Origin of the sequence: Victivallis sp. Marseille-Q1083 (genome assembly GCF_903645315.1) — a bacterium.
GTDB lineage: Bacteria > Verrucomicrobiota > Lentisphaeria > Victivallales > Victivallaceae > UMGS1518.
Window position 1 is genome coordinate 861856 of the sequence record NZ_CAHJXL010000001.1, and the last position, 25961, is coordinate 887816.

At 56.4% G+C, this 25961-nt stretch carries 28 protein-coding genes; 10 read left to right on the forward strand and 18 right to left on the reverse strand.

Going from position 1 to position 25961, the window contains the following annotated elements:
• Positions 1 to 263 precede the first annotated feature (263 nt).
• From HWX74_RS20415 to HWX74_RS20420, 13 genes are all read right to left on the reverse strand, one after another.
• Positions 264 to 1016 (reverse strand): type II secretion system protein, encoded by a 753-nt coding sequence (locus tag HWX74_RS20415; RefSeq protein WP_303048082.1) that lies wholly within the window; start codon positions 1014 to 1016, stop codon positions 264 to 266.
• A 13-nt stretch (positions 1017 to 1029) separates the two neighbouring features.
• A complete protein-coding gene (locus HWX74_RS03380) occupies positions 1030 to 2145 on the reverse strand; it encodes a substrate-binding domain-containing protein (RefSeq protein ID WP_176012199.1) in 1116 nt (371 codons plus the stop codon).
• 771 nt (positions 2146 to 2916) lie between these two features.
• Complete coding sequence (locus tag HWX74_RS03385) at positions 2917 to 3360, reverse strand: hypothetical protein (protein ID WP_176012200.1); 444 nt, start codon at positions 3358 to 3360, stop codon at positions 2917 to 2919.
• A complete protein-coding gene (locus tag HWX74_RS03390) occupies positions 3357 to 4154 on the reverse strand; it encodes an ATP-binding protein (protein ID WP_176012201.1) in 798 nt (265 codons plus the stop codon). The genes HWX74_RS03385 and HWX74_RS03390 overlap by 4 nt, the downstream gene beginning before the upstream one ends.
• Before the next feature lie 93 nt (positions 4155 to 4247).
• Entirely contained in the window at positions 4248 to 5057 is an 810-nt protein-coding gene (locus HWX74_RS03395; protein ID WP_176012202.1) for a hypothetical protein, read from the reverse strand.
• A 152-nt stretch (positions 5058 to 5209) separates the two neighbouring features.
• Positions 5210 to 6649, reverse strand: coding sequence for a dihydrolipoyl dehydrogenase (lpdA, locus tag HWX74_RS03400; protein WP_176012203.1), 1440 nt, complete (start codon positions 6647 to 6649; stop codon positions 5210 to 5212).
• A gap of 43 nt (positions 6650 to 6692) precedes the next feature.
• The gene (locus HWX74_RS03405; protein WP_176012204.1) at positions 6693 to 8120 is read right to left on the reverse strand and encodes a sigma-54 dependent transcriptional regulator; all 1428 of its coding nucleotides are present in this window, start codon (positions 8118 to 8120) and stop codon (positions 6693 to 6695) included.
• Positions 8121 to 8157: 37 nt separating this feature from the next.
• Positions 8158 to 9258 carry a [FeFe] hydrogenase H-cluster radical SAM maturase HydE gene (hydE, locus tag HWX74_RS03410; protein ID WP_176012205.1) on the reverse strand — a complete coding sequence of 367 codons (1101 nt, stop codon included), beginning with the start codon at positions 9256 to 9258 and terminating at the stop codon, positions 8158 to 8160.
• Between the two features lie 3 nt (positions 9259 to 9261).
• On the reverse strand, positions 9262 to 9804 hold the full coding sequence (locus HWX74_RS03415; RefSeq protein WP_176012206.1) for a flavoprotein: 543 nt from the start codon (positions 9802 to 9804) through the stop codon (positions 9262 to 9264).
• The gene (gene gmk, locus HWX74_RS03420) at positions 9794 to 10441 is read right to left on the reverse strand and encodes a guanylate kinase (RefSeq protein WP_176012207.1); all 648 of its coding nucleotides are present in this window, start codon (positions 10439 to 10441) and stop codon (positions 9794 to 9796) included. The genes HWX74_RS03415 and gmk overlap by 11 nt, the downstream gene beginning before the upstream one ends.
• Before the next feature lie 104 nt (positions 10442 to 10545).
• On the reverse strand, positions 10546 to 10905 hold the full coding sequence (locus HWX74_RS03425) for a YkgJ family cysteine cluster protein (RefSeq protein ID WP_176012208.1): 360 nt from the start codon (positions 10903 to 10905) through the stop codon (positions 10546 to 10548).
• 92 nt (positions 10906 to 10997) lie between these two features.
• Positions 10998 to 11558 carry a hypothetical protein gene (locus tag HWX74_RS03430; RefSeq protein ID WP_176012209.1) on the reverse strand — a complete coding sequence of 187 codons (561 nt, stop codon included), beginning with the start codon at positions 11556 to 11558 and terminating at the stop codon, positions 10998 to 11000.
• A gap of 107 nt (positions 11559 to 11665) precedes the next feature.
• The gene (locus tag HWX74_RS20420; RefSeq protein ID WP_303048083.1) at positions 11666 to 11791 is read right to left on the reverse strand and encodes a hypothetical protein; all 126 of its coding nucleotides are present in this window, start codon (positions 11789 to 11791) and stop codon (positions 11666 to 11668) included.
• A gap of 107 nt (positions 11792 to 11898) precedes the next feature.
• On the opposite strand from HWX74_RS20420, the gene HWX74_RS03435 reads away from it, so the two are divergent.
• From HWX74_RS03435 to HWX74_RS03450, 4 genes are all read left to right on the forward strand, one after another.
• A complete protein-coding gene (locus tag HWX74_RS03435; RefSeq protein ID WP_176012210.1) occupies positions 11899 to 12249 on the forward strand; it encodes a TRL domain-containing protein in 351 nt (116 codons plus the stop codon).
• A 33-nt stretch (positions 12250 to 12282) separates the two neighbouring features.
• Positions 12283 to 12672, forward strand: a complete 390-nt coding sequence (locus HWX74_RS03440) for a hypothetical protein (RefSeq protein WP_176012211.1) — start codon at positions 12283 to 12285, stop codon at positions 12670 to 12672.
• A 277-nt stretch (positions 12673 to 12949) separates the two neighbouring features.
• The gene (locus HWX74_RS03445; protein WP_176012212.1) at positions 12950 to 13180 is read left to right on the forward strand and encodes a hypothetical protein; all 231 of its coding nucleotides are present in this window, start codon (positions 12950 to 12952) and stop codon (positions 13178 to 13180) included.
• Positions 13181 to 13225: 45 nt separating this feature from the next.
• Positions 13226 to 14284: a hypothetical protein gene (locus HWX74_RS03450; RefSeq protein WP_176012213.1), complete on the forward strand. Its 1059-nt coding sequence runs from the start codon at positions 13226 to 13228 to the stop codon at positions 14282 to 14284.
• A 47-nt stretch (positions 14285 to 14331) separates the two neighbouring features.
• Here the strand turns inward: HWX74_RS03450 and HWX74_RS03455 are convergent, their stop codons facing one another.
• Both HWX74_RS03455 and HWX74_RS03460 read right to left on the reverse strand, forming a co-directional pair.
• Complete coding sequence (locus HWX74_RS03455) at positions 14332 to 14514, reverse strand: hypothetical protein (RefSeq protein ID WP_176012214.1); 183 nt, start codon at positions 14512 to 14514, stop codon at positions 14332 to 14334.
• A 280-nt stretch (positions 14515 to 14794) separates the two neighbouring features.
• On the reverse strand, positions 14795 to 15691 hold the full coding sequence (locus HWX74_RS03460) for a LysR family transcriptional regulator (RefSeq protein WP_176012215.1): 897 nt from the start codon (positions 15689 to 15691) through the stop codon (positions 14795 to 14797).
• A 151-nt stretch (positions 15692 to 15842) separates the two neighbouring features.
• Between HWX74_RS03460 and HWX74_RS03465 the strand changes: the two genes are divergently transcribed.
• From HWX74_RS03465 to HWX74_RS03475, 3 genes are all read left to right on the forward strand, one after another.
• On the forward strand, positions 15843 to 16094 hold the full coding sequence (locus HWX74_RS03465) for a hypothetical protein (RefSeq protein WP_217704837.1): 252 nt from the start codon (positions 15843 to 15845) through the stop codon (positions 16092 to 16094).
• Position 16095: 1 nt separating this feature from the next.
• Positions 16096 to 16683 (forward strand): flavodoxin, encoded by a 588-nt coding sequence (locus tag HWX74_RS03470; protein ID WP_217704838.1) that lies wholly within the window; start codon positions 16096 to 16098, stop codon positions 16681 to 16683.
• 83 nt (positions 16684 to 16766) lie between these two features.
• The gene (locus HWX74_RS03475) at positions 16767 to 17861 is read left to right on the forward strand and encodes a carboxymuconolactone decarboxylase family protein (protein ID WP_176012217.1); all 1095 of its coding nucleotides are present in this window, start codon (positions 16767 to 16769) and stop codon (positions 17859 to 17861) included.
• Positions 17862 to 17871: 10 nt separating this feature from the next.
• Here the strand turns inward: HWX74_RS03475 and HWX74_RS03480 are convergent, their stop codons facing one another.
• Positions 17872 to 18768 (reverse strand): LysR family transcriptional regulator, encoded by an 897-nt coding sequence (locus tag HWX74_RS03480; RefSeq protein WP_176012218.1) that lies wholly within the window; start codon positions 18766 to 18768, stop codon positions 17872 to 17874.
• A 395-nt stretch (positions 18769 to 19163) separates the two neighbouring features.
• Between HWX74_RS03480 and HWX74_RS03485 the strand changes: the two genes are divergently transcribed.
• The 3 genes from HWX74_RS03485 to HWX74_RS03495 all read left to right on the forward strand — a co-directional run bounded on the left by HWX74_RS03485 (position 19164) and on the right by HWX74_RS03495 (position 21987).
• Positions 19164 to 20213 carry an IS110 family transposase gene (locus HWX74_RS03485; protein WP_176011898.1) on the forward strand — a complete coding sequence of 350 codons (1050 nt, stop codon included), beginning with the start codon at positions 19164 to 19166 and terminating at the stop codon, positions 20211 to 20213.
• Positions 20214 to 20724: 511 nt separating this feature from the next.
• Positions 20725 to 21756 (forward strand): alpha/beta hydrolase, encoded by a 1032-nt coding sequence (locus HWX74_RS03490; protein ID WP_176012219.1) that lies wholly within the window; start codon positions 20725 to 20727, stop codon positions 21754 to 21756.
• Between the two features lie 12 nt (positions 21757 to 21768).
• Positions 21769 to 21987 (forward strand): flavodoxin family protein, encoded by a 219-nt coding sequence (locus HWX74_RS03495; protein WP_176012220.1) that lies wholly within the window; start codon positions 21769 to 21771, stop codon positions 21985 to 21987.
• A 270-nt stretch (positions 21988 to 22257) separates the two neighbouring features.
• Here HWX74_RS03495 and HWX74_RS03500 read toward each other — a convergent pair whose 3' ends face one another.
• Entirely contained in the window at positions 22258 to 24840 is a 2583-nt protein-coding gene (locus HWX74_RS03500; RefSeq protein ID WP_176012221.1) for an alpha-galactosidase, read from the reverse strand.
• Positions 24841 to 24891: 51 nt separating this feature from the next.
• Positions 24892 to 25908: a LacI family DNA-binding transcriptional regulator gene (locus tag HWX74_RS03505; protein WP_176012222.1), complete on the reverse strand. Its 1017-nt coding sequence runs from the start codon at positions 25906 to 25908 to the stop codon at positions 24892 to 24894.
• Positions 25909 to 25961: the final 53 nt, after the last annotated feature.

Below are 25961 nucleotides of genomic sequence, written 5' to 3' on the forward strand. Positions count from 1 at the left end.
AGTCATGGTTCCGATTGTTCGTTGGAATACACCAACCGGGCAATGTTGCTGGGCGATTTGAACGTTACCGTCAAGCGAGTGATAACCTGGCTGTGGCGAATGGCCGTAGACGGAACGGAATGCTCCTGGCGATTTTCATTTCATTCTTGAAAATCGTTTCCTATTGCCCGGCAGGCGGAAATATCGGCCGCTCCGGCTGAAGCGAAGTGGCCGAGGTTTTTGTATGTGATTCCCCTGTGTTGTTCCTTTTATCTGATTGAGAATTACCAGCGGTTCAGTTTATAAGCGCCGGCGCCGCCGCCGTCCACCCAGGGGGCCCAGTGATAATTGATGTCATCATTGCCCCAATAAAGCACATCCTGCGCGGGAATGCTTTCGGCATGGCCGTCGAAAGCGGTCATGTTGAGACGGTTTTCGTGCCGGGCGCTGACGGCGACGTCAATCCAGCCGCTCGGCCAGCCGGGCAGTACGCCGCCCTGGTGTCCGATGGCGTTGGTGACGCCGGTGGTGGCGCCGCTTGAACCGGAAACCGGCGAGTCGGCGAACACCATCAGTTTGCTCGACTGAGCCAGTGCCAATATCTGCGACGATTTGTGACCGTAAAAAGGATTGTCGCCGCCGCCGTAATTTCCGCCGCCCATCGACTGCCAGTTCATTCCGTAAGTCACTTTGGAGTTGAGAATCAGATTTTCAATGTCTCCGGCCGGCCGCTCCATCGGGCAGAACATCATCTCGTAGGGCAGGTAATTCAACTGATCGCCGTTGATACCCGGACCGATCTTGTAATTCCAGGCTTCCGGGGTATCCTTGCCCAGCACCCAGTCGTCGTTGTCCAGCATGTACAACTGGCCGGCCAGGCCGAGCTGCTTCAAATTGGAAATGCATTTGATGCCCTGCGCTTTGGCCTTGGCTTTGGCGAGCGCCGGCAGCAGCATGCTGGCCAGAATGGCAATAATTGCAATCACGACCAGCAGTTCGATCAATGTGAATTTTTTTCCGATTTGTTTGTTCATCATTCCGTCTCCTATTTTATGGGTTAGTGCATAATGGCTGGTTCTGCTTTGCCGGTGAAATATCTTTCATGCTGCTTCCGTCGATAAAGGCGTAAGGCGAAAAGTAGCTGCCGTAACGCAGTTCACCGAGCCGGATTTGCTCGACGACCTCGCGGACGCAGGCTTCACCTTCGGCGTTGGCGTTGGTGTCGATCCGGGCCAGATCCAAGATCCTGGCGTAAAAATCGAAACTGCCGCCGAACATCATCACACTCAGGTCCTCCGGAATGCGGATCCCTGCTTTTCGCAGTTCGTGATAGATTGCCAGCGCGTTGATATAACCGAACGTCACCAGCAGACCGGTATAATGCCCGGCCTGCCTGACAATGGTGTTGATATTGCTGTGGTTGATGCTGCCGGCATGGGTTGTGGTGGTAAAGGTGATGAGCAGGTCGTCGGAGAAGGGACGGTGATGGTCCTGGAAAATTTCTTCGACGAGTTTGCCCAGCATCGTTGAATTGCAGGCGATCATGATTTTTTCATGGCCGAAATCCCAGAATTTCTGCAGTGCCGCGGTGAGCACTTCCCGATCGTTGAGCCGGAAATCGACGAAACGGCTGCGTTTCAATGCGGCATATTCCCGGTACCAGCCGAGCGCGACGCACGGCACCATCGACGACTCCAGGAATTTGTGCAGTTTGACCGATTGTTCCCCGGTGATGATATAGCCGTCCGCCTTGATGCCCGGATGGAGGTAACTCAGCGAAGCGACTTTGTCGATCAAATTGGTCTCGGTGATCTGCCGGATGACCAGATTGACGTTTTCGACGCTGGCCTGGTGGATGGCGCCGGCCAGCATGTCGCACTGGTGCGGGTCCTGCAGGCCTTTGCCGACGGTGAACAGCACGATGTTGATGCCGGTGTTCCGGCGCCGTTCGAGCTGCTGCCGGATGGTGGCGTGGTTCAATACATGCCCTTTGGGAGAGCTGGTGCTGATCAGATTGCTGTCGCGCAGGTATTGGATGGCTGAACGGATGGTCGAGCGGGCGCAGATATATTTCTCCGCCAGGGTGCGCTCGGCCGGCAGCACTTTGTGATGAGCGAAATCATTGCAGATCCGCTCGGCGATTTCCTGAAACAAAAAAGACTGCATATTCCGTTTCCTGTACATTCCTGTTTTGGTATGTCGCAATACCAGTGCCATACCATCATAAAGTATATCAAAATATCGGCAGAAAGTCAATAGGCAATCGAAAATAATTTGAAAATTTTTACCGGGGGTCAATTGAAAAAGTAAACGCACCGCAGAAAGTGTTTCGTTTGACAAATACAATGGCATAACAAAGAAAATCGGGAGGGCCAGAAAATGTCGCATCTAACAGAACACTTTTTCCTGTAATTCTGACTGACAACGGTTCTGAATTTTCCACCCCCGGCACACTTGAAGGAAGCCCATTTTCGGAAAAGTACGAACGAAAACCTTTTATGGCAATCCCTATTCTTCCCGGCAAAAGGGGAAAACAATCATCTCAACCTCTGAAAAATGATTCCCAAAGAGAAAGGTCAGGAACCTCAACGACGTATCGGCAGCCATATTCTTCAAAGAACCTTGCGGAAAGGAGATTCTGGAAAAGTTGAGCACTGAACTCATCGATGAAAACATGATCCATTTATTGCCCGATTTGATCAATAAATGGTCCCTTCTGTTTGAGAAGGATTGTCAAATTCAGCGTATCCGTTTACAATGTCCGCCAACAGCCGGGGCATTACACTATGGAGAATGATCGTCTTTGGGTCAGAGTAAATACACGAAATATACGCATTTAGCTCGTAGAAAATAAAACTCCTTTTTAGCGATTCGGCGGATTACATCGAACTGCTATTTTTCGTCAACCGACCGGATGCCGCGATGAAATAATACCGTTTATTGCAGCGGTTCCAGGGTCGGATCGACCGTTTCCGGCTCCGATGGAGTGAACAGATAGACCGGGCCGTCATAGAAGACTTTTTTCAACAACCAGAACGGCGAACCAACCAGATAAGCGCCCGGCATCGCAAAATAACGATAGGTGAAATCCACCGGCGGCAGAAAAGCTTCACCGGAAAAATCCCCGGTGACTGCATTGAACAGCGCCTTGCTCGGCCAGCAAATCACATTGCCGACCGCATGAAACGCCACTCCGGCGGCATTGGCCGGAATCAGATAAAAGTAATCGGCCACTTCCGCATTGCGCCAGTAAACCCCGAATAAATAGGCGTCGTTCGTTTCCAGCCGTTGATCGTATTGTCCCGCCGCGGTCTGCTGCCCCCAGAAGCACACCGCCAAAGCCAACAGAACCGTCTGCCAATGCCACACTCTTTTCATCATTCGCGTCCCCACTCGTTAGACTGCTTTTGTTGCTCTTCCCACTCGATAAAACGCTTATCCAAAAGATAAGCCGGCCGGACATCCTGCATCGAACGCAGCATCTGCTGCCGGACATGCGGAATCCGCTTTTCCAACCGCTCCAGCCAATTCCCGAAAAATGCCCGGTCCCCCCGCTCTTTCAGTTGTTCGGCATACCGGCAAGCTCCGGCTTCCGGCCAATCGAACCCTTCCGCCGCTTCCCGCACCAGCGACTCCGGAACCAGCGCCAGAGGACGGATCAACCGCAATGCCGCCTCATCCGCCGGAACATTCGGCCCCATCGTCGTCACCCCCTGCCCCCGGAACAAGCCGATCAGCAACGATACGGCAATGTCGTCCAGATTGTGCCCCAACGCCAGTTTATCGGCCTGCCAATCCGCTGCGGCACCATATAATTTGCCGCGGCGCAGCCGCGAACACAAAACACAGGGACGCCGTTCGGCCTGACACTCTTTCAGCAACGGCTCCAGCGCCATCGCCACAGTCCGATGTTCCCAGCCCCGTTCCCGGCAATATCCGGCCACCGCCGCCGCATTGAACCCGGCAAAGCCCGGATCGAAGGTCACCGCCAGAATGGCAAACTCCACCGGCGCCCGGCGCCGCAACTGCTGGAGCACCTCCAACAGCATCATGCTGTCCTTGCCGCCGCTGACGCCGACGGCAATCCGGTCACCGGGGCGAATCATCCGGTACTCGGCAACCGCCCGGCCGGCCAGCCGGCACACTTTCTTGAAGGCCGCGGCGCTCTTTGTCATAAAATCAGCCTATTCCCGAACTCGCCGACAAAAAAACCGCGTCCATCGAAGGGGACGCGGTTTTTTGCCTGCTCCATAAGCCGCAATCGCAGTTTACGGCATCTGCTGGTAATTGTCTTTCGTATAGAACGCATAGCGCAGGTCGAAGATGTCCTGCTGGCTCGACGGCAGGGAAGTCACTTCATAGTTGGCATCCTTGCGCGGCACCACCACGGCGGTCACATTGCCTTGCGCCAAACCAAATTTCGCCACATCGCTATTCATCACCGAGCCGAGCATGATCAGCTTCGGAGCGCCTTCCTTGTACTTATTCTTGATGAAGGAGACACCGGCCGGGCCGTTCATCGGCAGGCCAACCAGCGTGATCACCACGTTGCAATCCGAATGCTTCTTCACCGCCTTGTCAAAATCCTGCGCGCTCATCCGCATCATCACCGGCATCGACGGTCCCATCGGACGGCCGTCCGGACCGGAAACGTTGGCCGGCTCCAGCACCAGGTCAAAAACGATGTTGGACTCCGGAATGCCGTTCTCGATCAACATCTGCTTCAACGCCTGCGTACGGGAGTTGTCTTCATACCCTTCGTCCGCCAGGATCAAAATCTTTTCCTTGTCCATGTTGTTCTTCTTCAGGTGCTCGGCAACTTTGTACCCCTGGGAGGCATAGATCGCGGTTTCGATATCGCGGATTTTTTCCGTTTCGCTCTTGCCGATGCCGATCTCGCCGAGCCAGCCGGTATTATAGAGGAAGAAGCCGCCGCTGACCACGACAACCAACAGCAACAGCAACGCCAGCCCCTGGGCATTCGGATTGGTCGCCTGCTTCTTATTGCAGATCATCATACCAATCAGACCGCCCACCATCAAAACGATGAGTACGCCATTGAGCAATATTGACATCATTTTTTCAATCTCCTTTTGTGGTTTTTTAGGTTCACAGCATAAACAATATTCCCCTATCTGCGAAAAATCAACTCTTTTTCCGGGGATTTTACGGCTTATTCTTGAAAAAAAGAAGTTTTTTCACCATAAACCGGGATTTCATTCAAAAATTTTCATTTCTTTCTCAACATTCCCGGCCGACGGCCGGGCGCCCCCGACTGGATTCGCAGCGGAATATTGACGCTTTCCGCATGGACCGCCCCGGCCGCCTCCATCAGGCCTTCGGCCAGCGTCGGGTGGGCGTGAACGATTGCGCCGAGTTGCCGGGCGGACAATCCCGCCTGCATCGCCGTTGCCGCTTCGGCAATCAGCTCGGTGGCATGCGCACCGATGAGGTGAACTCCCAGGATGCGGTCGGTGGAAGTCTCGGCAATCACCTTGAAAAATCCTTCGGTCGAACCGGCCGCCGCCGCCCGTCCCAAGGCGGCAAACGGGAATTTTCCGACCCGGCAGTCGATCCGCCGTTCCCGGCATTGCGCTTCGGTCAACCCGACCATGCCGATTTCCGGCGCGGTAAAAACCGCCCCGGGCACCAGATCGCTCCGGCACGCCGCCGGAACCCCGGTCAGATTGTCCACGGCAGTCAACCCCATCGCCGTCGCCCAATGCGCCAATTGAACACCGCCGGTCACGTCACCGGCGGCATAAATGGACGAATTGCCGGTCCGGCAATGTTCATCCACCGGAATCCAGCCATGTTCATCGGTCGCCACTCCGGCGGCGGCCAGATTCAACGGATCGGCCGTCGACCGGCGGCCGACGCTGACCAGCAGATATTCCGCCTCGACCCGCTCTCCGCCGACCCGGCCGCCGATCAAACGGCCGGAGCTCTCCAGCGCTTCCAGAGGAGCGCCGGTAAATACGACAATGCCATCCTTCGCCATCCGCCGGCGCAACAATGCGGCCACGTCCGGATCGCCCGCCGGCAAAATCTGCGGCAACCTCTCGACGACGGTAACTTTGACTCCGAGCGCGGCGAACAGACAGGCGAATTCACAACCGATGACGCCGCCGCCCAAAATCAACAGACTCGCCGGCAATTGCGGCAGAGCCAGCAATTCGGTCGAAGTCAATACCCGCGGATCGCGCGGAAGAAACGACGGCACTGCGGCAGCCGAACCGGCCGCAATCAGGAAATGTCGCGCTTCGATCCGCTGCGCCTCGCCGTCCGGCGCGACAATTTCCAGCTGTTTTTCACTCAGAAACCTTCCCCGGCCCGCCAGCAACGTCACTCCGGCGTCTTTCAGCAATGCGGCCACGCCGGAACGCAGCCCGGCAGTCACCGCGTCCTTCCTGGCCTGCATCGCCGGCCAATCCACGGCCGCTTCACCGGCAAGGCGAATGCCGAAATCCGCGGCGCGGCGCAACTGGCGCCACACCTCCGCGCCGGCAACCAGCGTCTTGGTCGGAATGCATCCGACGTTCAAACAGGTTCCGCCCAGTTGACCGGCTTCCACCAATGCCACCTTCATACCGCGCCGGGCGGCGCGGATCGCCGCCGGATAGCCGCCCGGGCCGGCTCCGATCACCCCCAAATCATAATTGTCCGCCATTCGGCTTTTCCCTCCCATGTAGAATTTTTCCGGCCCGGCCTCGTTATTTTTCACCATTTTTCCGCAGACGGCTGCTCAGCGCCTGCGGCGTAATGCCCAACTGCTTGGCGGCCAGGCTCTGATTGTTGGAACTGCGCCGCAGCGATTCGGCAACCAGCTTCTGAGTCATCTCCTTGATGGTCGGCAAAGCCGGCAGCGCCTGCAGGAAATCTTCCACTTCCGCCACCGGTCCGACCAGACCGCCGGCATTTTCCGACGCGGTATTGCGTTTCATCTGCTCAAGAAAAGGCTGGAGCGGCAACGTCCGGCCGGCGCAGCGGCTGACCGCATCAATGACCATGCCTTCCAGTTCGCGCACGTTGCCGGGAAACGAATAACCGCGCAGCAGCAACAGCAGCTCGTCGGTATAAGCGGGACATTTGCGCCCCAGTTCCGAACAGATGCGCCGGATGAAGCAATCCAGCAGCAGCGGCAAATCGTCCAGCCGTTCGCGCAACGGCGGAACGTGAATGGTATGGGCGGCAATCCGGTAGTACAAATCGCGGCGGAACCGTTCGTCGCGCTGCAACTCAGACAGATTGCGCAGGGTCGACAACACGATGCGGGCCGAGGAAATTTTCACCTCGTCGGTACCGAGCGGCGAATACTCATGCTGTTGCAGCAATCGCAACAGTTTGACCTGGGACGGCAGGCTCATGTCACCGATTTCGTCGATCAACAAGGTGCTGCCCTGCGCTTTCTCCACCGCCCCGGGACGGCTGGACAACGCGCCGGTGTAAGCGCCCTTGACATGGCCGAACAAATTGTCGGACATCAGGTTGTCATCCATGCCGGCGATATTGATGGCCACCAGTTCACCGGAACGGCCGGAAAGTTCATGCAATGCCCGGGCAAACAGCTCCTTGCCGGTCCCGGTTTCGCCGGTGATCAGCACCGGCTGGTTGTACGAGGCAATCGCCATGCAGTATTCGAACAATTCGAACATGCGCGGATCGCGGGTGACGATCGGCGCGAACGCTTTCGGCCGCTCGTTGACGCTGCCCTGCAGCAACTGCTGCCGCAGCAATGAATTTTTCCGCCGCAGGTCCCGCAACACCAGCGTATCCCGGATGCGCCGCAACCAATTTTCCGTATTCAGGGGTTTCGGCAGATAATCGACGACGCCCAGCCGGATGCAATCGATCACCAGCTCGATATCCTGCCGGCTGGAGACGACGATAATCGGCACTTCGGCGTACTCTTTCAGGGTCTGGCGCAAAAATTCGATGCCGCCGGCGCCTTCCATCGCCACTTCCAGGACCAATAATTCAATCGGATGCGTTTTCAGGGCGGCACGCGCCTCCGCCAGCGTGGAACATTTGATCAACGAACGAATCCCGGCCGCGTTCAACTGCTGTTCGTAAAAATTCAGGACCGCTGTTTCGGCATCCACCAGCATCACCGGAAATTCCGTCGCCAATTCACTGATCATTCGCGTGTTCCCTCTTCAAAAAATTAACTTCAGCACCCTAATTCCGCCGATTCCGCCGGGCAAAATGCGGCGAGTCGCCCCATTGTCCATAGTCGATGGCTTCGCCGACCGAGGCGACACTTTTTTCCAATTTCTCCCGGCTTTCCGAGGAATTCTCATCAATTCCCGGTTTGCCGTTGTACAATTGATAGCTGGCCCGGTAACGCGTCGCCGTGACGTTCGGCATGATGACATTGCCGCCGGCCAGCAACCCCAGTTCCCGCCCGTTCGGCGCCAGCGCCTGCAGCGCGGTAGTCGAGGCGATATTGACGTCGCGCAGATAGAGACGGGTCACCGCGATCATCTTCAAGCCGGCCTGAAGCTGTTTGCCGCAATCATTGCCGACCTCCGGATAAGCCGCCGTCAACGGCGCCTGATCGTGCGGCAGGTACGGCCCCATGCCGATCATGTCCAAATCCGTCCGGCGGAAAAACTCCAGATCGTCCACCAAATCGTCCGTCGTCTGGGTCGGCAAACCGATCATCACGCCGCTGCCGACCTGATAACCGGCCTGCCGCAGCAAACCGAGACAGGCCAGCCGCCGGTCATAAGAGTGGTCCGCCGGAGGCAGCCGCCGGTAAAGTTCCGGATTGCTCGCCTCCAGCCGCAGCAGATAACGGTGCGCACCGGCGGCAAACCAGCGCCGATACACTTCCAAGCTCTGCTCACCCAGCGACAGCGTGATGCCGAGCCGCCCCCCGGAAATCCGTTTGATCGCCTCGACCGCCCCGGTGATGAAATCGACAAAAGCCGCATCGCTGCGTTCGCCGCCCTGCAAAACGACCGAACCGTAACGGAATTCATCCGCCTCCCTGGCCATCTCGACGATCTCCGGCAACGCCAGTTGAAACCGCTTGAGCCGGCGGTTGCCGCGGCGAATGCCGCAATAATAACAATTCTTGCTGCAGAGATTGCCGATCTCGATCAATCCGCGCAGATGAACCAGACAACCGACTTCCCGCCGCTTGACTTCATAAGCGGCCTCGAAAAGCTGCTGCGCGTCCGCCGGATCGGTCAATTCCAACAGCCGGCGCAATTCCGGCCGGGTCAAATCCCGCCCATTGTCCACCGCTTTGCGCAACAACTCCGGCAACCGCATCGGTCATTCTCCTTTGAAAAAATCCTGAATCCGGCGCACAATCTCTTCCACCGCCGCCAACCGGCCCACCCCGGCCGCCCCGCAGGCCACCGCCCCGGCGTCCGGCCCGACCAGCGCAACGCCGCGCGATTCCAGCAACCGGACATTGGCCTGCACGGCGGCGTTGCTCCACATTTTCGGATTCATCGCCGGCGCCAGCAAAACCGGTCCGGCATGGGTGACCGCATAAGTGCTCAGCGCATCATCGGCAAGCCCGTGCGCGAATTTGCCGATAAAATTGGCCGTGCACGGCACCACCGCCAGCAATTCCGCCCGGTCCGCCAGCGCCACATGCCCCGGCTGCCACTGCGGCAATTCCCACAACGAAGTAATCACCGGCCGCCGCGACAAGGTTTGAAAGGTCAGCGGCGTCACCAATTTACAGGCGCCGGCGGTCATCAAGACATTGACCTCGTAGCCGGCCTGGGTCAGCCGGCTGGTCAAATCCGCCGCTTTATAGGCGGCAATGCCGCCGGTCACCCCCAGTGCAATACATCTATTTTTCATCGAAATACCCGTCCGGCAATCTGGACGTCTTCCGCCGGAACGCTTCCAGCAGCAATTCCAGCTCGTCGACCGCCCGCTCCAACACTTCATTGATCACCAAATAATCATAACGCGGCCAGAACGCCAACTCTTCCCTGGCTTTGCCCAGCCGCAACGCAATCTGCCCGGCGGAATCGGTCGCCCGGCTGCGCAGCCGCCGTTCCAGCTCCGCCAGCGACGGCGGCGCCAGGAAGATGAACTCACAACAGCGCCGCAGCAGTTCCTCACGCTCCAACGCCTCACGAATCTGCATCGCCCCCTGGACATCGATATCCAGGCAGACATCTTCGCCAGCCAGCACCGGATCGAGCAACTCCCGCTTCAACGTCCCGTAGTAATGTTCAAAAACCGCCGCATGTTCAACAAATGCCTGTTCGGCCAGGCGGCGTTCAAATTCCTCCGGTTCCAGAAAATAATAGTGAACGCCATGCGTCTCCCCGCGGCGCGGCGGCCGGGTCGTGCACGAGATTGAAAAACGCAGCGCCGGATGGCGGCGGCGCAAGGCGGCCAGCAGCGTCGATTTGCCAACGCCGCTCGGCCCGGAAATGACCACCGCAGTTCCCAGGCGCGCGGTCCGCACTTCTCTTCCCTTTACCATATTCTTACTCTTATCCTTCCACACCATTGCGTCCGGAGACAAGCATAACACACTTCCCGGCAAATATCAACCTTCAACTGGATGATTTTACAAAATACTTCTTTTCAGTCAGCCAACCTTTTCCCATCCCGGAGCGGTTCTTCGTTTTCCTCCTCCAGGGAACCGGCGCAGACTTCACGCCACCCCGGGAAGTTCCAGCGCAATGGAAATTCCCGGCATTGCCGGGGCTTCACCGGTTCAATCCGGCAACCGGCCGGATTCTCTTCCAGAAAAATGCAACTGCCATTTTCCCGTTCGATCAGCGACAAACCGCCGCGATCGGCCGTCAACCGGCAATATTGTCCGGTAAACTCCAGCACCGTCATCCCCAGAAATGCGGCAATCCGGTCGATTTCCACCTCTTTCAGCCGGACGTATCCTTCCCAGCGGCAGCAACTGCCGCAACGCGCGCAATGAAAAATCATACCATCCCCGACCGTAAAAAAAACGGCGGAAGCCGTCAGGAGAATTGCCGCTTCCGCCTCAATTTTTCGAATTCGCCGAACAGCGAACCGCTTCAGTTCTGAAAATCTTCGAACGTAATATCGTCGCCCTTCAGATCGATAAAGAAGACCCCGGCCACGAAATCGGCAATTTCCACCGGATGAATGTAAACTTCCGCCTCGACGCCGAGTCCGAGCGCTCCGCCGATCTGCCAGAAGTCGCGTTCACCGGTGTAAAGGTCGTAAATGCGCAGATCCGGTGACGGACAGCCTTCGAAATTCTGCTGATAGTTCTTGACGTAGCGGGTGCATTTCGCCCGTTCCATATTCTCCTGGCCGATGCAGAGGAACGACCAGTACCAGCCGTTGTTGATGCCGATACCGTATTGGCGGTTGTAATCCTTGATCAATTTCGGGGAAATGCCGATACCGCCGCCGAACTTGCACACCTGCGTCGCCATCAACTCGATGCGCACCGACGGCCCGAGGCCGACGTCGCAGGTAAAAGTGTCCAGCGCGTCGATCAGCCGATTCGGGATGTAAAGCGCCAGTTTCTCCACCACCTCATTGGCCCGCACCGCGGAAACGCCGCAGAACATCAACGCCAACACCACCAATACGATCGTCTTCTTCATGCTCAATCTACCTCTCAGCTAAATTGATTGACCTTGTTCTTCCAAATCACCTGTATAAACTCAAGTTAAAGCCATACAATGTTACAATAAATGCCTCTTTCGGCTTTTCAAGTAGATAATAACGCTTTTTTCCAACCAAAAGCCGGTAAAATGCCCTCTTCCGATATCCCGGACGCCTTTTCCGGTGCCGCCGGCGGAAATTTTCCATCGGCGGAATCTTTTTGACCCGGCATGATTTTCCCATGTTGACAAAAGAACTCCGACCGATTATATTGTAAAATCATCCGTCGTCGGTTTAGGGTTTCATCGTGAAAAAAATCAATTCTGGAGTTGTTCACAAATGAAAAAATTGTTGTTGCTCGTCACCGTCGCTCTGACCGGAATCATCCTTTCCGGCTGTGCCTTCACTCCGGTTGCGCCCCCGCGCGGCATCTTCTTCACGGCTCAACGGGCGCCGCTTTTCCCGTCCAACCAGATCGGCCACGCCGTCGGCACCGCCTCGGCGCACAATGTGATGTTTCTGGTCGGCTGGGGCGACTGTTCGCTCGCCACGGCGGCTTACAACGGCGGCTTGACCAGCATCAAAAACACCGAATATGAATTGACCAACTATTTCATCTTCTACCAGTGTTTCACCACCGTCGCCTATGGCGAAAAAGGCAACGTGGCCCCTGACAGCGCCCGGCGTTAACCGTGAATGAACGAATAGTTTAAGGAAATCGCCATGATAAAAACACTCAAACTTTTCGCGGCGGCCGGCACGCTTTTCTGTCTGGCCTGCGGCTGCCAGACGCAGATGGGAGTGGGATTATCGCCGGCGCAGGGGCTGGATCTGTCCCGGGGCACCTTTTATACCGCCCCGGACATCGCCGAAACATTCAATTACGAAATGTTGGCGGCGCCGGCCGTTACCCGCGCCTATAAAATCACCGTGCCGTTTACCTTCGGTCTGCTCTCCTGCGGCTGGGGAAACGTCGATATGCACAACCTGATGGTGAAAAACCGGATGGAAAAGATCGAATACGCCGATTACGAGCGTTTCTGTTTCCTCGGCGTCGTCGAATATTACAAAATCCTGGCTTACGGTCCGCGCAAACCGCAACCGCTGTTGTAGCGCGCCACCCGACGCCCGACCATTCCAGCGCCCGGCCGCCGCCGGGCGTTCTTTTTTTTGGGGGGGATCGCTGCCGATGATGGCAGCCGGCAATAATTAAGCCAAATATTTTTTGTCCGAAAGATTGCAATCGGCCAATCTAACGCTATACTAAATTTAGTAGAAATTTCATCCATGACATTTCGTACCCCGGCAAAAGAATCTAATAAAATTGTTCGCCGCGGTCCGGACATTTTTCCAGAAAAAATGATTCGATATCGGGAATCGGACAAGGAAAATGGCCAAACCAAACGATTGGAAGACATTCCTCGGCGGCTCCGGAGCCGTGCTGGGCTATTTCGTCCTGCTGACGTTCTGGGGCGTCGACTGGACGGATACCGGCTATAATTTGGTATTGCAGAACGCGCTGCTGGATTCCGGCTGCACGTCATCGCCGATGATGTTTCTTTCCAATCTGGCCGGCGGCTTGTGGTTGCGCCTGTCCCCTTATCATCCATGGTTCTGGTGATCGACGCTGGCCGGCTTTCTGCCCGGGCTGCTGGGTTTCGGCGCCTTGTATTTCTTCCTGAAATACGGGGCGCCTCCGGACGAATTCACGCCGCTCGGCGACAATCTGCGCCTGGCCGCCGGAAATGTCATGATCTTTTCCCGGGCTTTCATCCATCAGCAATTGTACGGCATGGCCATCATCGGCTTATGGACCATCGCCTGGCAAATCACCGAAGCCAGGCCGCGCAGCTGGGAGCGTTACACTGTCACAGCCGGTTCGATTCTGCTGGAGTTGCTCCTGCTGTGCCAGGCCTGGCTTCAACAGGAACCGCTGGAAAACTGGCTGCTGGTCGTCATCAGCGGCCCGGTAGCCCTGCTCGCCGGCTTGCTGACCGACTTTCATCGTTATGCCGATACCGATTGCCGGCCGGCATCCGACCGTTTTCTGCGTCGCTTCAATACGAAAAAACGCAAAGCCTTTCTGGCCACCTTGTGCCTCACCGTTTTTCTATTCCCGCTCGGCACCAATACCGGCAGCATCAAGATGCACTACCTGACTCCGATCGTCATCGCCGTGATTTTCCTGCTGCTGAAGGCGATCGCCGGCGCCGGCCGCAAGTTCCGCTGGGTTTACGGCTGGCTGGCGATTCTGCTCGCCGCCGTTCTGTTCGTGCCGGTAGTCGCCTACCGGGAAGCCCGCCGGGTGGACTGCACAAAATTTTTCCAGGAGCCGGAATTGCGCTGGACGGCCACCTCGCCGGCGCATTACCGGGAACTTCATCAGGCCTTGCAGGAACTGCGCCGCTATATTTCTCCCGGGGAAAAAATTCTGCTGTGCAGTCCGCATGCCCTGCTGGTTTATCTGTTGGACGCGCGGCCGGCCTGGGGGACGACCACCGTGTATGAGAGTCCCGACGCCGTCAAGGGCCGCTACAACTATTACTGCCGGAAAAAGAAGGATTGGCCGAAATACGCGCTGGTCAGCCTGGAGTCGGAACGCCCCGGCACCATGTGGTTGATCGATCACTTTGTCAGGAAAAATTATCGACAGGTCTGGTGCAACGGCCAGGTCAGCCTCTGGCAGCTCGATACGCAGCACCGCAAATCGTCCCCCCGGCCATAAAAAAGCCAGGTTCCTTTTCGTGAAATGAACTGCCAAACCAGTTCCCTCTACCGTAAAACCGGCAGCCGCTGGTATTCCGAACCGCAGCCAGAGAAAATAACAGAACTTTCCTTACGGGCGAATCCGCTGACCGCCAGAAAACTGCGCAGGACTGTAATCAGTGCGGCAACTTGTGCAACCTTTCCCGGAATCAGCAAACGCAGATTTTGTTGAGTTATTTCAGCGGACATTCGACCAACTTCCAATAAATTTCAACCGCGTCACAATGGCACCATTTTCCGGTTCCTCAAGAGTTGGTAAAATAGATTCTATAACAAAAAGATTTACCAAACCGTTGACAGGAGAAAATAACTGCAGTTGGAGATGAAATTTTGCGGACGCCCCGGCCCCCTGACGCCTGAAAATGACGAAACACGATGGCGCACCTCCCCATCTCCGGGCAATAGCGCGGGAAACTTTTTGAGCCGGGTTCAGGTTTGGCCCGTATTCGGATCGGATTTCTGTTGCCGGCTATTGAATATCTGAAAATTTATCCTGAATCTTTTCGCGGAAAGCTTCGGCGGCTTTGGAAAAAACCTGATATTTTTTCCAGACGACGCAGGAACCGGATTCCAGAGCCGGCTTCAAGGGACGAAAGCAGAGTCGGCCGTGCGCGATATTATTGCCGGGTTCCAGCGTCAACGCGCAGCCGAGTCCCCGCTCCACCAGCAGCGAGGCGTTGTAAACCAGGTTGTGCACCGCCACCACATTCAGTTTGTCAAAGTGCCCGCCGAACCACTCGGCGTAAGGATTCCGGACCGACTTGTTGCGGAGGTCGCGCCGCGAACAGATCAGCGGCAGCTCCCGCAGCTCCTCCGGCGTGACGGATTCCTTTTCCGCCAAAGGGTTGTCCCGGCGCATCAGCACCCCCCATTGATCCCTGGCCGGCAGAACGATGCTGTCGTATCTGGCGATATCGACCGGCTGGAGAAGAATGCCGAAGTCAAGCAATCCGTTGTCGAGACGCTCCATCACATCGTCCGCCACTCCGGTATATAAGTGGCAGCGGATGTCGGGATACTCCCGATGGAGTTCACAGACCGCATCGGCAATCAGGTTCATCGCTTTGCTCTCCCCGCCGCCGATGTAGATATCCCCGGCGATGCTTTCTCCGATGGAGCTGAATTCGGCCTCGGTTTTCCGCACCATCGCCATGATCTCCTCGGCGCGCTTGCGCAGAAGCATCCCCTCCGGCGTCAGCGTGATATAGTGCGTCTCGCGATTCAAAAGCTTCTGTCCGAGTTCCTCTTCCAGATCCATCATCTGCCGCGAAAGCGTCGGCTGGGTGACATGAAGATACTTCGCCGCCCTGGTGAAGCTGTTCTCCCGCGCCACCGCCAGAAAATAACGTAACAGTCTGAGCTCCATGATACAGTCTCCTTCCGGCCCGGGGATACCATATCATTTGTCATTATGCTTTTCAAGCATTAATTACTATAGGAAGAAAGTATTTGCTATAATTGTTCTTCGCATTACATTTACTCACAGCATCGGAAATCAACCCAAGGAGGTGAACCGGGTGGCTGAACCTGACGAAAAGGCCGTTCTGCTCCTCCGCAATCTGAAAGATGCGGGCTGCGATACGGCAATGACGGAACAATTCCTGGCGTATGAACGCGAAGGAAGGTCCAAAGATCAGCGAAGACTCCTGTTCCGGCAGAGAAATTCGCTGCTGCAAACCGTCCACAAGAATCAGGAGCGGATCGACTGTCTCGATTTCCTGCTGCATTCCGTGGAACAAAAAATCAAATCATCAAGAGGAGAAAACTGAAATGATCAGAAAGGCAATGGTGTACATGATGGCAGGTGCGATGTTTTCGATGTTCGGCTGTTCGGCGGCGGAACCGGCCCCGGCGGCCAAAGTGACGGCGGAACCGGGCAAGATTCTGGTCGCGTATTACTCGTACAGCGGCAATACCCGGTTCGCGGCGGAACGGATTCAGCAGGCGACCGGCGGCAAACTCTTCGAGATCAAACCGGTCACGCCGTATCCGGCCGATTATGACGCCTGCGTCGATCAGGTGAAAAAAGAGATCAGCGACGGATTCAGGCCGGAACTGGCGGAGAAGGTGAAGGAGTTCGACCAATACGAGGTGATCTTCGTCGGCACGCCGAACTGGTGGAGCACGATGGCGCCGCCGGTGCTGACCTTTCTCGCCAGCTATGACTTCAGCGATAAGACCGTCATCCCGTTCGTGACGCACGGCGGCGGCGGCATGGCGCGCTGCGAAAGCGATATGCGCCAGGCAATCCCCAAGGCGAACTTCGGCAAAGGCGGCGCATTCTCCGGCCGGAACATCAAAGATTCCGAAGCGGCGCTGGCCGAGTGGCTCGATGAAGTCATCACCGTCAAAAAGTGAGGGATGGCATGAAAAAAATCACATTGTTTGGAATCATACTCTCATTCTTCTGCATCGTCAACGATTCGGAGGCAAGCGATAACATGGACGCTTTGAATCAGAAGGAACAAAAACTCGTCGCTATCTGCATGCACACCGCGCGCGGCGACCTGCCGGAATTGAAAAACGCCCTGAACGCCGGACTCGACGCCGGACTTGCGGTCAATGAAATCAAGGAAATTCTGACCCAGCTCTACGCCTATTGCGGCTTTCCGCGCAGCCTGAACGCGCTCGGCTACTTCATGGCGGTGGCGAATGAGCGCGAAGCCAGGGGAATCAAAGACGCCGCAGGCGAACTTCCCGGACCGCTGCCGGCCGGAAAACGCCTTGACTTCGGCACTGCCAACCAGACGAAGCTCTGCGGCGCGCCGGTTGCCGGGGCGCTGTTCGACTTCGCCCCGGCAATCGACGAATACCTGAAAGCGCACCTGTTCGGAGACATTTTCGGACGCGACAATCTCGACTGGAAAACCCGTGAAATCGCCACCATTGCCGCACTCGCCGCGCTGCCCGGCGTCGAAAGCCAGCTGAATTCCCACATTGCGATCGGCAGGCATAACGGCGTGACCGATGCGCAGATTGAAGCGATTCTGGCAACGGTGCGGGGAAATTCCCTCGGCGTACCGTACATCAGCGCGTTTCCGGTCGGAGCCGAAAACAGCGCCTACGCCGAATACTTCAGCGGCAAATCCTACCTCGCGCCGCTGGCCCAGGACAAACGGCTGAATGTTCCGGTCGCCAACGTGACCTTCGAACCGGGCTGCCGCAACAACTGGCACAGCCACACCGGCGGGCAACTGCTGATCGCGGTCGGCGGAGTCGGCTACTATCAGGAGCGCGGCCAGACGGCGCGGCGGCTGGTTCCCGGCGATGTGGTGGAAATCGCTCCGGACGTCGAACACTGGCACGGCGCGGCGCCCGACAGCTGGTTTTCGCATCTGGCGATCGAATGCAATCCCGGAACCAACCAAAACACCTGGCTCGAACCGGTGAACGACGCCGCCTACCAGGCCGCAACGGCAGCGGAGAGATCCGGAGGGCGGATACGAAAAAGTGTCGAGGCCGTCATGGGCGCATTGTTTATGCGTTATGACGGCCAAGAGCGGCGCGGGATCACACCAGAATCGGCTCGGAGGTAGACGTTTCGGATCAGCATGAGGGAAACTTCTCCTGAAGCTTTTCGAGGAAAATCCCGGCGGCTTCCGGGAATACCTGATACTTTTTCCAGACGATGTCGAGGCCGGATTCCAGACGCGGCGCGAACGGACGGAAACAGAGATGGCTCAGGTTCGTCGCGTTCACCAGCTTATCCAGGCCGATGGCGCTGCCGACTCCGGCCTCCACCATCAGCGCCGCGTTGTAGATCAGATTGTAGGTGGCGACGATATTCAGTTTTTCCACCTTGCCGCCCAGCCACTCCACGCAGGGATTCCATACTCCGCCGGGGCGCAGGATTTGTCTTGAACAGAGCAGCGGAATGTCCGCGAGGTCTTTTCGCTCGATTGCCTCCTGCGCCGCAAGCGGATTATCCCGGCGCATGACCAGACCCCAGACATCCTTGACCGGCAAAGCCAGATGATCGTATTTCGAAATGTCAACCGGTTGAATCAGCACGCCGAAATCCAGGATTCCTTTGTCGAGACGCTCCATCACATCGTCCGCATTGCCGCTGAACAGATGAAATTTGATCTCCGGATACTCTTCGCGCAAAGCTCTGATGATTTCCACGATCTGCCGCATCGCCTCGCTTTCGCCGCAGCCGATGTGGACGTCGCCGGAAACATTCTCGCCCATGGAACCGAATTCGGACTCGGTCTTGTGGACCATTTCCATGATTTCCTCCGCCCGCTTGCGCAGCAGCATCCCTTCCGGCGTCAGCGAAACATGGTGACTGCCGCGCCTGAAAAGTTTCTGTCCCAATTCGTCTTCCAGATCCTTCAACTGCCGGGACAGGGTCGGCTGGGTGACGTTCAGCGTCTGCGCCGCGCCGGTGATGCTGCCTTCTCTCGCCACCCCCAGAAAATAGCGCAACACTCTCAATTCCATAAGTCGGCCTCCCTGGTTGGTGGAATTACCATAGCATTATGTGATATGCATTTCAAGCATATCATGACATAGAAATAAAGTATTTGCTATTTGACAAGCAAGCGATACATTGAATTACAGAACCGAACCACAGGAGGTGACCCGCTTGAATAATACCACAGCATCGCCGGAAACTGCTTCAAACCTTGCACGGAAGTCAATCCGGAATCGACCTGTCTGGATTACCTGATTCACCCAATCAAACAAAAACAGTTGCTATGGTAAAAAGGAATGAGGTAGCGGTTATGAAATGAAAGAGGCTGATTCTCAAAGATGTGATACTGTAAAATAAGACATCGGCTCTGACGGACAGAGTCATGCAGACAGTTAAAACATCACAAAAGGAGACATCAGCCATGAGAAAATGTAGCACGGTATCGTTCGAAGGTCAAGTGATATTTGTCGGAATTGATGTGCACAAGGAAAGTTGGGTGGTGAATTTGCGGCATTGCCACCGTGAACTGGACAAGTTCAGCATGAATCCGAGCCCTGAGATGTTGGCGAAGTATCTGAAGATGAACTATCCGGGCGCCGAGTACCGGAGCGTTTACGAGGCAGGATTCAGCGGATTCTGGGCGCACCGGCGATTGTGTGAGCTCGGGATTGAGAATATCGTAATCAACCCGGCGGACGTGCCGACCAGCGGCAAGGAGCGCGACCGCAAGAACGATGCGGTGGACAGCCGAAAATTGGCGCGGGAACTGGAGAACCGGACATTGGAAGGGATCTATATTCCGCCTGAAGATAATTTGGAATTGAGAAACCTGGTCAGACGTGAAACGAAACTGACCGGCAATATAACCAGGGTCAAAAACCGGATCAAAGGACACCTGAATTTTATGGGGTTGAAGTTTGGAAGTTGGTCTGGAAGTTCTTTGAAAATGATGTATGCGGACGCGGCAAAGCGTTACGATTATGCCTTGCAGAGCATGTTGCGGGAACTGCGTTTTCTCAGAGAAGAGAAACTGCATGTGATCCGCGATGAACGGCGGTGTCTGAAGCGTTTGAAGCGCGACAAAGTACAGAAGCATCTACAGAGTATACCTGGCGTCGGGTTTCATACGGCGGTGATGCTGCAGGCCGAATTGTGGGACTTGCTGCGCTTTGAAGACAAGGATTCGCTGAGCTCGTATGTGGGATTCGCACCGAGGTTGGTCGGCAGCGGCGAACACGAGGCCGTCAAATCCGCCGGGAATCGCAAGAAAAAGCAACTGCATGCCATCCTGATCCAGTCGGCGTGGAGGTCGGTGTCGTACAATCTGGAGATTCGGGCCAGATATGGAGCCTTGCTTCATAAGGGGGCCAGTCCACAACGGGCTATTTCGATCATCGGCAAGAAATTGCTCTATGCGCTTCGGGCCGTGTGGCTCCAGGAACGTGATTACATGGTATCCGCAAGTGAATAAGATTTAAGTAGTTTCGGAGATTCTGTTTGCTGTGACTGTGAAATTCGGTTCTTTTTAGCACGTCGTTCGTTTGCTCCTTGATCCGAGGGGATCATGTAAAACAGTTTGCGAGTGCTATTTCAGAGTGGAACAGCAAAATGCGAAACCTTGAATTCATTCAAGAGTTGTCGTCAATAATAGTGTCCGATTTTTGCCCGAACCGCAACCAGAAGATAATCTTTAATTGGAAGACTGTAAAAATATTTACAGATGGAAGTCCTCTGCCCTTTGAGGCGGAGTTTCGCAAATAACAACAAATAACAGGAAAAATACAAACAAAGAAAGAGTCAGTCTCTTGACTTTTTCATAATAGGAGAAAAAATAATGAGTTTCAACATGTACGTGCCGACCCGCTTCCTTTTCGGAGCCGGGAAACGATGGGCAGACTCTTTCACGCCAATCCCAGTGAACTCGACCATGCCGGTTGTGTGGAAATTCTCAGAAAATCTTATCGCTGAAAGGAAATAATATCATGAAAAAAATCATCACGACAGCACTCGGAATCGCCGGAATCGCCGGCGCCGCGTTGGCGGCAGGCATCCCCGCCGACGCCGACAACTTTTACCAGAGCGACAAAGTGACGGCGAAGGAAGTCGCGTTCAACAACCAATACGGGATGAAGATGGCCGGAAACCTCATCGTGCCGAAAAGTTTGAAAGACGGCGAAAAACTTCCGGCGATCATCGTCGGGCATCCGATGGGGGCGGTCAAGGAGCAGAGCGCCAACCTCTATGCGATGAAGATGGCGGAATACGGTTTCGTCACACTGGCGGTCGACCTCGCCTTCTGGGGCGGCAGCGAAGGCAATCCGCGCAATGCCGTTTCCGTGGAACTGTATGCGGAGACCTTCAGCGCGGCGGCGGATTATCTGCGGACGCTGCCGTTGGTGGAAAAGGATAAAATCGGCGTGATCGGCATCTGCGGCAGCGGCAGCTTCGCAATCAGCGCCGCCAAGATCGACCCGAGATTGAAAGCGATTGCCACCGTCAGCATGTACAACATGGGCGACGCGGCCCGGTATGCGCTGAAAAAGTCGCAGACGCTGGAACAGCGGAAGCAGTTCATCGCGGAAGCCGCATTACAGCGCGATGCGGAGTTCGCCGGGGGAGAAAAGAAATATACCAGCGGCACAATTCACGAGCTCACCGAAAAATCCAATCCGGTCGAGATTGAATTTTTCGAGTTCTACCGCACGCCGCGCGGCGAAGTCACCCCGGAAGGCTCCTCACCGCTGCTGACCACCCATCCGACGCTGACCGGTATGGTCAAGTTCATGAACTTCTACCCGTTCAACGACCTCGACCTGATCTCGCCACGCCCGCTGCTTTTTATTACCGGGGCAAACGCCCACTCCCGCGAATTCAGCGAGGACGCTTATCAACGCGCCTTCGAGCCGAAGGAGCTTTACATCGTCCCGAACGCCGGACATGTCGATCTCTACGACCGCACCGGGCTGATTCCGTTCGACAAGTTGAATGAGTTTTTTTCCGAATATTTGAAATAAAGAGTGAATCCCATGAAAGGCCTGAATAGGAAGAATGTATTGATCATCTCCTCCACGCCGCGCAGCGGCGGCAACTCCGACGTGCTCTGCGATGAATTCGCCCGAGGAGCGCGCGACTCCGGCAATGCCGTGGAAAAAATCCGGCCCAAAGACCTGAAGCTGCATTTCTGCACCGGCTGCGGCGTGTGCAATCACACCCACAAATGCGTCCAGAACGAATATGATATCTAGCCTGATCTTTTACGGCGTCTTACCGCAACAAAGATCGGACCGGGAAAGACGTTGTCGTCAACAAACTCTTCCCGGCCCGATTTACTGCTGATTCGTTCCGTACCTGCTCAGCCCGTTTCGTTACCACTCGGATTCGGCTTGCAATTCCGGCCGCTCCGGTTTTATCGGAGCGGCCGGCGTTTCTCCGCCGGCGCAGGAGTGAACTGGCCTGCGCTGCGGCTCAAACGACCTTGAGCTATTTTAGGAATTTATGAAAAAAACGAAACAACCTTATTCCGCCAGCAATTTCACCACCGCACTGGACGGTTTTTCCGGGAAACGGAAGGCGATGCCTTTTTCCATCAGTTCCCGGCCGGAAAATACGCCGGGCGTGAAACGCGGTTCGTCGTCCGGATTGACCTCCGTCAAACGATACGTCCCGTTCGGATCCAACCCCTTCATCACCAGCGTTTCCGTCCTGGCTCCGCTGTCACGCTTGAACGCGAAAAAGACCGCTTCCTTTTTATCCGGCCCGACGAAGGTCAGCTCAGTGGTCTGCGAATCGAACGGCGAACGACCGCGATACAAGTCCGCACTGTGCAGAAAACCGCGCAATTCCTTATAGGCGGCGATGCCGCGCTTGACCACTTCATGATCGGCCTCCGAGAGCACCTCCGGATCCAGTTCGATTCCCAACCGGCCGGTCATCGACACATCGGCCCGCAATTTGAAGTCCCCTTCCCCGTAACGGCCAATGTGCGAAGCCATGGCATTGGACGGAAAGAAATGACTGACACCCCACTGAATCGGAATCCGTTTGATGGCGTTGGTTTCGTCGCTGGTCCAAAATTCATCGCTGTATTTCATCGCGCCGTAATCGATGCGGCCGCCGCCGGAAGAACACAACTGGAACATGACATCCGGGAAATCCCGCCGCAACCGTTCCATGATCCGGTAATAAGCCTGATTGTGCTTGTCGGACAACGCGCCCTGGTTGTCGCCGAGATGAGCGGCGCCGCCGTTGAGACCGGGCATGTTGTGATCCCATTTGATGTATTTGATGCCCGGATGCGCCTTCAGAATATCGCTGACAGCCCGATAGATGAACTCCTCGACTTCCGGCTTGCTCATATCCAGCAGATATTGGTTGCGTCCGCTATAGGTCTCCCGGTTCGGAATCCGCATCACCCAGTCCGGGTGCGCCTCATAAAGATTGCTGGCCGGATTGACCATTTCCGGCTCCACCCACAGCCCGAACTGCAGACCGCGCTGGTGCGCCTCCTCGATCAACTTTTCCAGCCCGCCCGGCAATTTGGATTTGTTGACCTGCCAATCGCCCAGGCCGGCTTTGTCATTGTTGCGCGGATGTTCGTTGCCGAACCAGCCGTCATCCAGCACGAACATTTCGGCGCCGAGCGCCGCCGCGCCATCCATCATATCGATCAGCTTCTTCTCGTCGAAAGTGAAATAGACGCCTTCCCAACTGTTCAGCACCACCGGGCGTTCCTTTTCGCCATTCATGATGCCGTAACGGCGGGCAAAACGGTGCAGATTGCGCGACGCCTGGCCTTTTCCGGCAGTGGAATAAGTCATGATCACCCGCGGCGTCCGGCAACTTTCACCAGGGGCCAGTTTGATCGGGTCGGCCACCGCCCCGCCGCTGAAGAAAATACGGTCGTCCGGCAGACGGGTCACCTTGTACTGCCAATTGCCGCTCCAGGCGATCGCGGCGGCAAAAACATCGCCACTGTCCTCTTCGGCCGGCTGCCCGAAACTCAGGAACATCCCCGGATAATCCGGCCAGGCAGTCTGATCCAGGCCGAAATGATGGTGCTCGACGATGCCGCGCGGCACCTTGTCCTCGCTCCAGCCGGTCAATTCCGCGCCCCAGGTGCCGTTGAAATTGGTCAGATAAGCCTCCCGAGCCGGAAAGGCGACAAAAACCGAGTCGCGGTCCATCACTTCGATCGGCCGGTCGCCGCGGTTGGTGATCGCCACCACCGATTCCAGCACATCTTCCCGCTGATAGGCGGTGACGATCAAATCGACCGCCACCGGATATTTCGGATCGACCAGGTGATAGGTCTGCCGCACGACGTCGTCGGATACATTCTCGATTTCCTGCGACTGAAACTGCAGCGACAGATTGTAGGAACCGTCCGCCTGGGCAACCTTCAGATTCGACGGCAGTATGAAGCCCTCGCTGTAGCGCGGCGGAAAAGTGACCAGCGCGTCGATCATTTTGATGCCGTTGTCCTGCATCTGCCCTTCCAGGCCCCACTGCAGCAACCCGCCGCCGGGAGTTCCTTTCAACATCCACTGCAGATGGTCCGTCGTCACCACCGTCTGGTCCGCCAGGGCCACCGGCGCCGCGCCGTCGTAATCAATCTTGACCTCCAGCCAATCGGCATGGTCGTAACCGTTGCCGTCGCCACCGTCGGCGGTCACCAGTTCCAGCTTGTTCACCCCGGCCAGCGTTACGTCGAAAGGCTCCGCCGCCATGCCGCTTTTCAGCAACCGGGATTGCCACAGCACCCGGCCATCATCGCCATTGACAATCCGGAAAATAACCGAACCGGAACCGGAACCGACCTCATCATCGACGCCGACCAGGCCGGAAATGCGGTTCGCCCGGCCATCCAGCTGCAAACCGATGAAACCGGCCGCATGGGTACCGATCCCATTCTCGTAGGTCACTCCGCCGACTTTCAACGGGTTGCCTTCCACCGACCGGTTGCTCCACGCTATGCCCCACTCCTGCATAATATGCTTTCTCGGCACCTCCGACAACAACCAACTGTCCGCATAGGCTCCGGAAGCCATTCCGGCCAGCAATCCACCAAACAGCGCCGACACGACAAAACGATTCTGCATCCTTCTCTTCTCCTACGTTTAACGATTGAAATATAAAAACAGGTCGTCCCTTCACTTCTCCAGCCGCAGCCGGCCCGGCAATTTCATCTGCACGTTTTCGCTTCGCCCCTCCACCAGCGCCAGCAACTGCCCCACCGCCAGTTCACCGATCTGCTCGTCATCCGGAACCACACAGCAAATGCCGTATTCGGCCGCATCCGCGTCGAGGCCGTCCAGCGCCGACACCGGCAGCTGCCGATTGCGTTCCCGCAGGCAACGCAACGCCCCGACCGCAATGTTGGTATCGGCCGCGATGACGGCATCCAGCGCCATCCCGGTTTCCAACAACCGGCTCATATTCGCGTAGCCGGCCGCCGGCTGATAATCGCCGTAAAACTTCGGCACCGCGGCAAAGTCAATACCGGCCGCCGCCAGGGTCCGGGCCATGCCCTCCTCCTGCCAGCGGGTCGGCGAAATTTCCGGCTTGCCGCCCAACCAGCCGAACCGGCGACAGCCCTGCGCCAGCCAAACCGCCAGCAGGCGGCCGGCATCTCCGGCAAAATCGCTGCCGATATAATTCCACTGCTTCCGGTCCCCCGGCAGATTGGTGAGGAACAGATAGGGAAATTGCGCCGCCGCCAACTCCGTCCATTCCTGCTCGTCCCCGTAAACGCCCCAGATCAGCAGGCCGTCGATATTGTGTTCTTGAAACAGGCTGATAAACCGCCTCCGGCGGCGAAAATTCTCATCGTTGAACAGCAGCAGCAAATCACAATCGCCCCGCGTCAGTCCGACTTCCATCCCGGCGAGAATACCGACCAGATGACGATCGTCGAACAGCCGGCTTCCCAGCCGGCGGTAGGAAGGCACCACCAGGCCGATCACCCCGCTATGCTGGCGAAACAGCCGACGGGCATGGACATTGGGCACGTAATTCAATTCCCGCGCCGCCGCCAGAATCCGATCCCGGGTTTGCGACGCGATGCGGGCATTGCCCAACCGGCAGCTCAATACTTTTGAAGCCGTACTCGGCGAAACTCCGGCCAAAGCCGCCACGTCACGCAGCCGCCCATTGCCGAATTTCGTCATTTTCCCGCCTCTTCGTTACCGATATCGTGCTTTTGTCATTTTATTTAAATAAT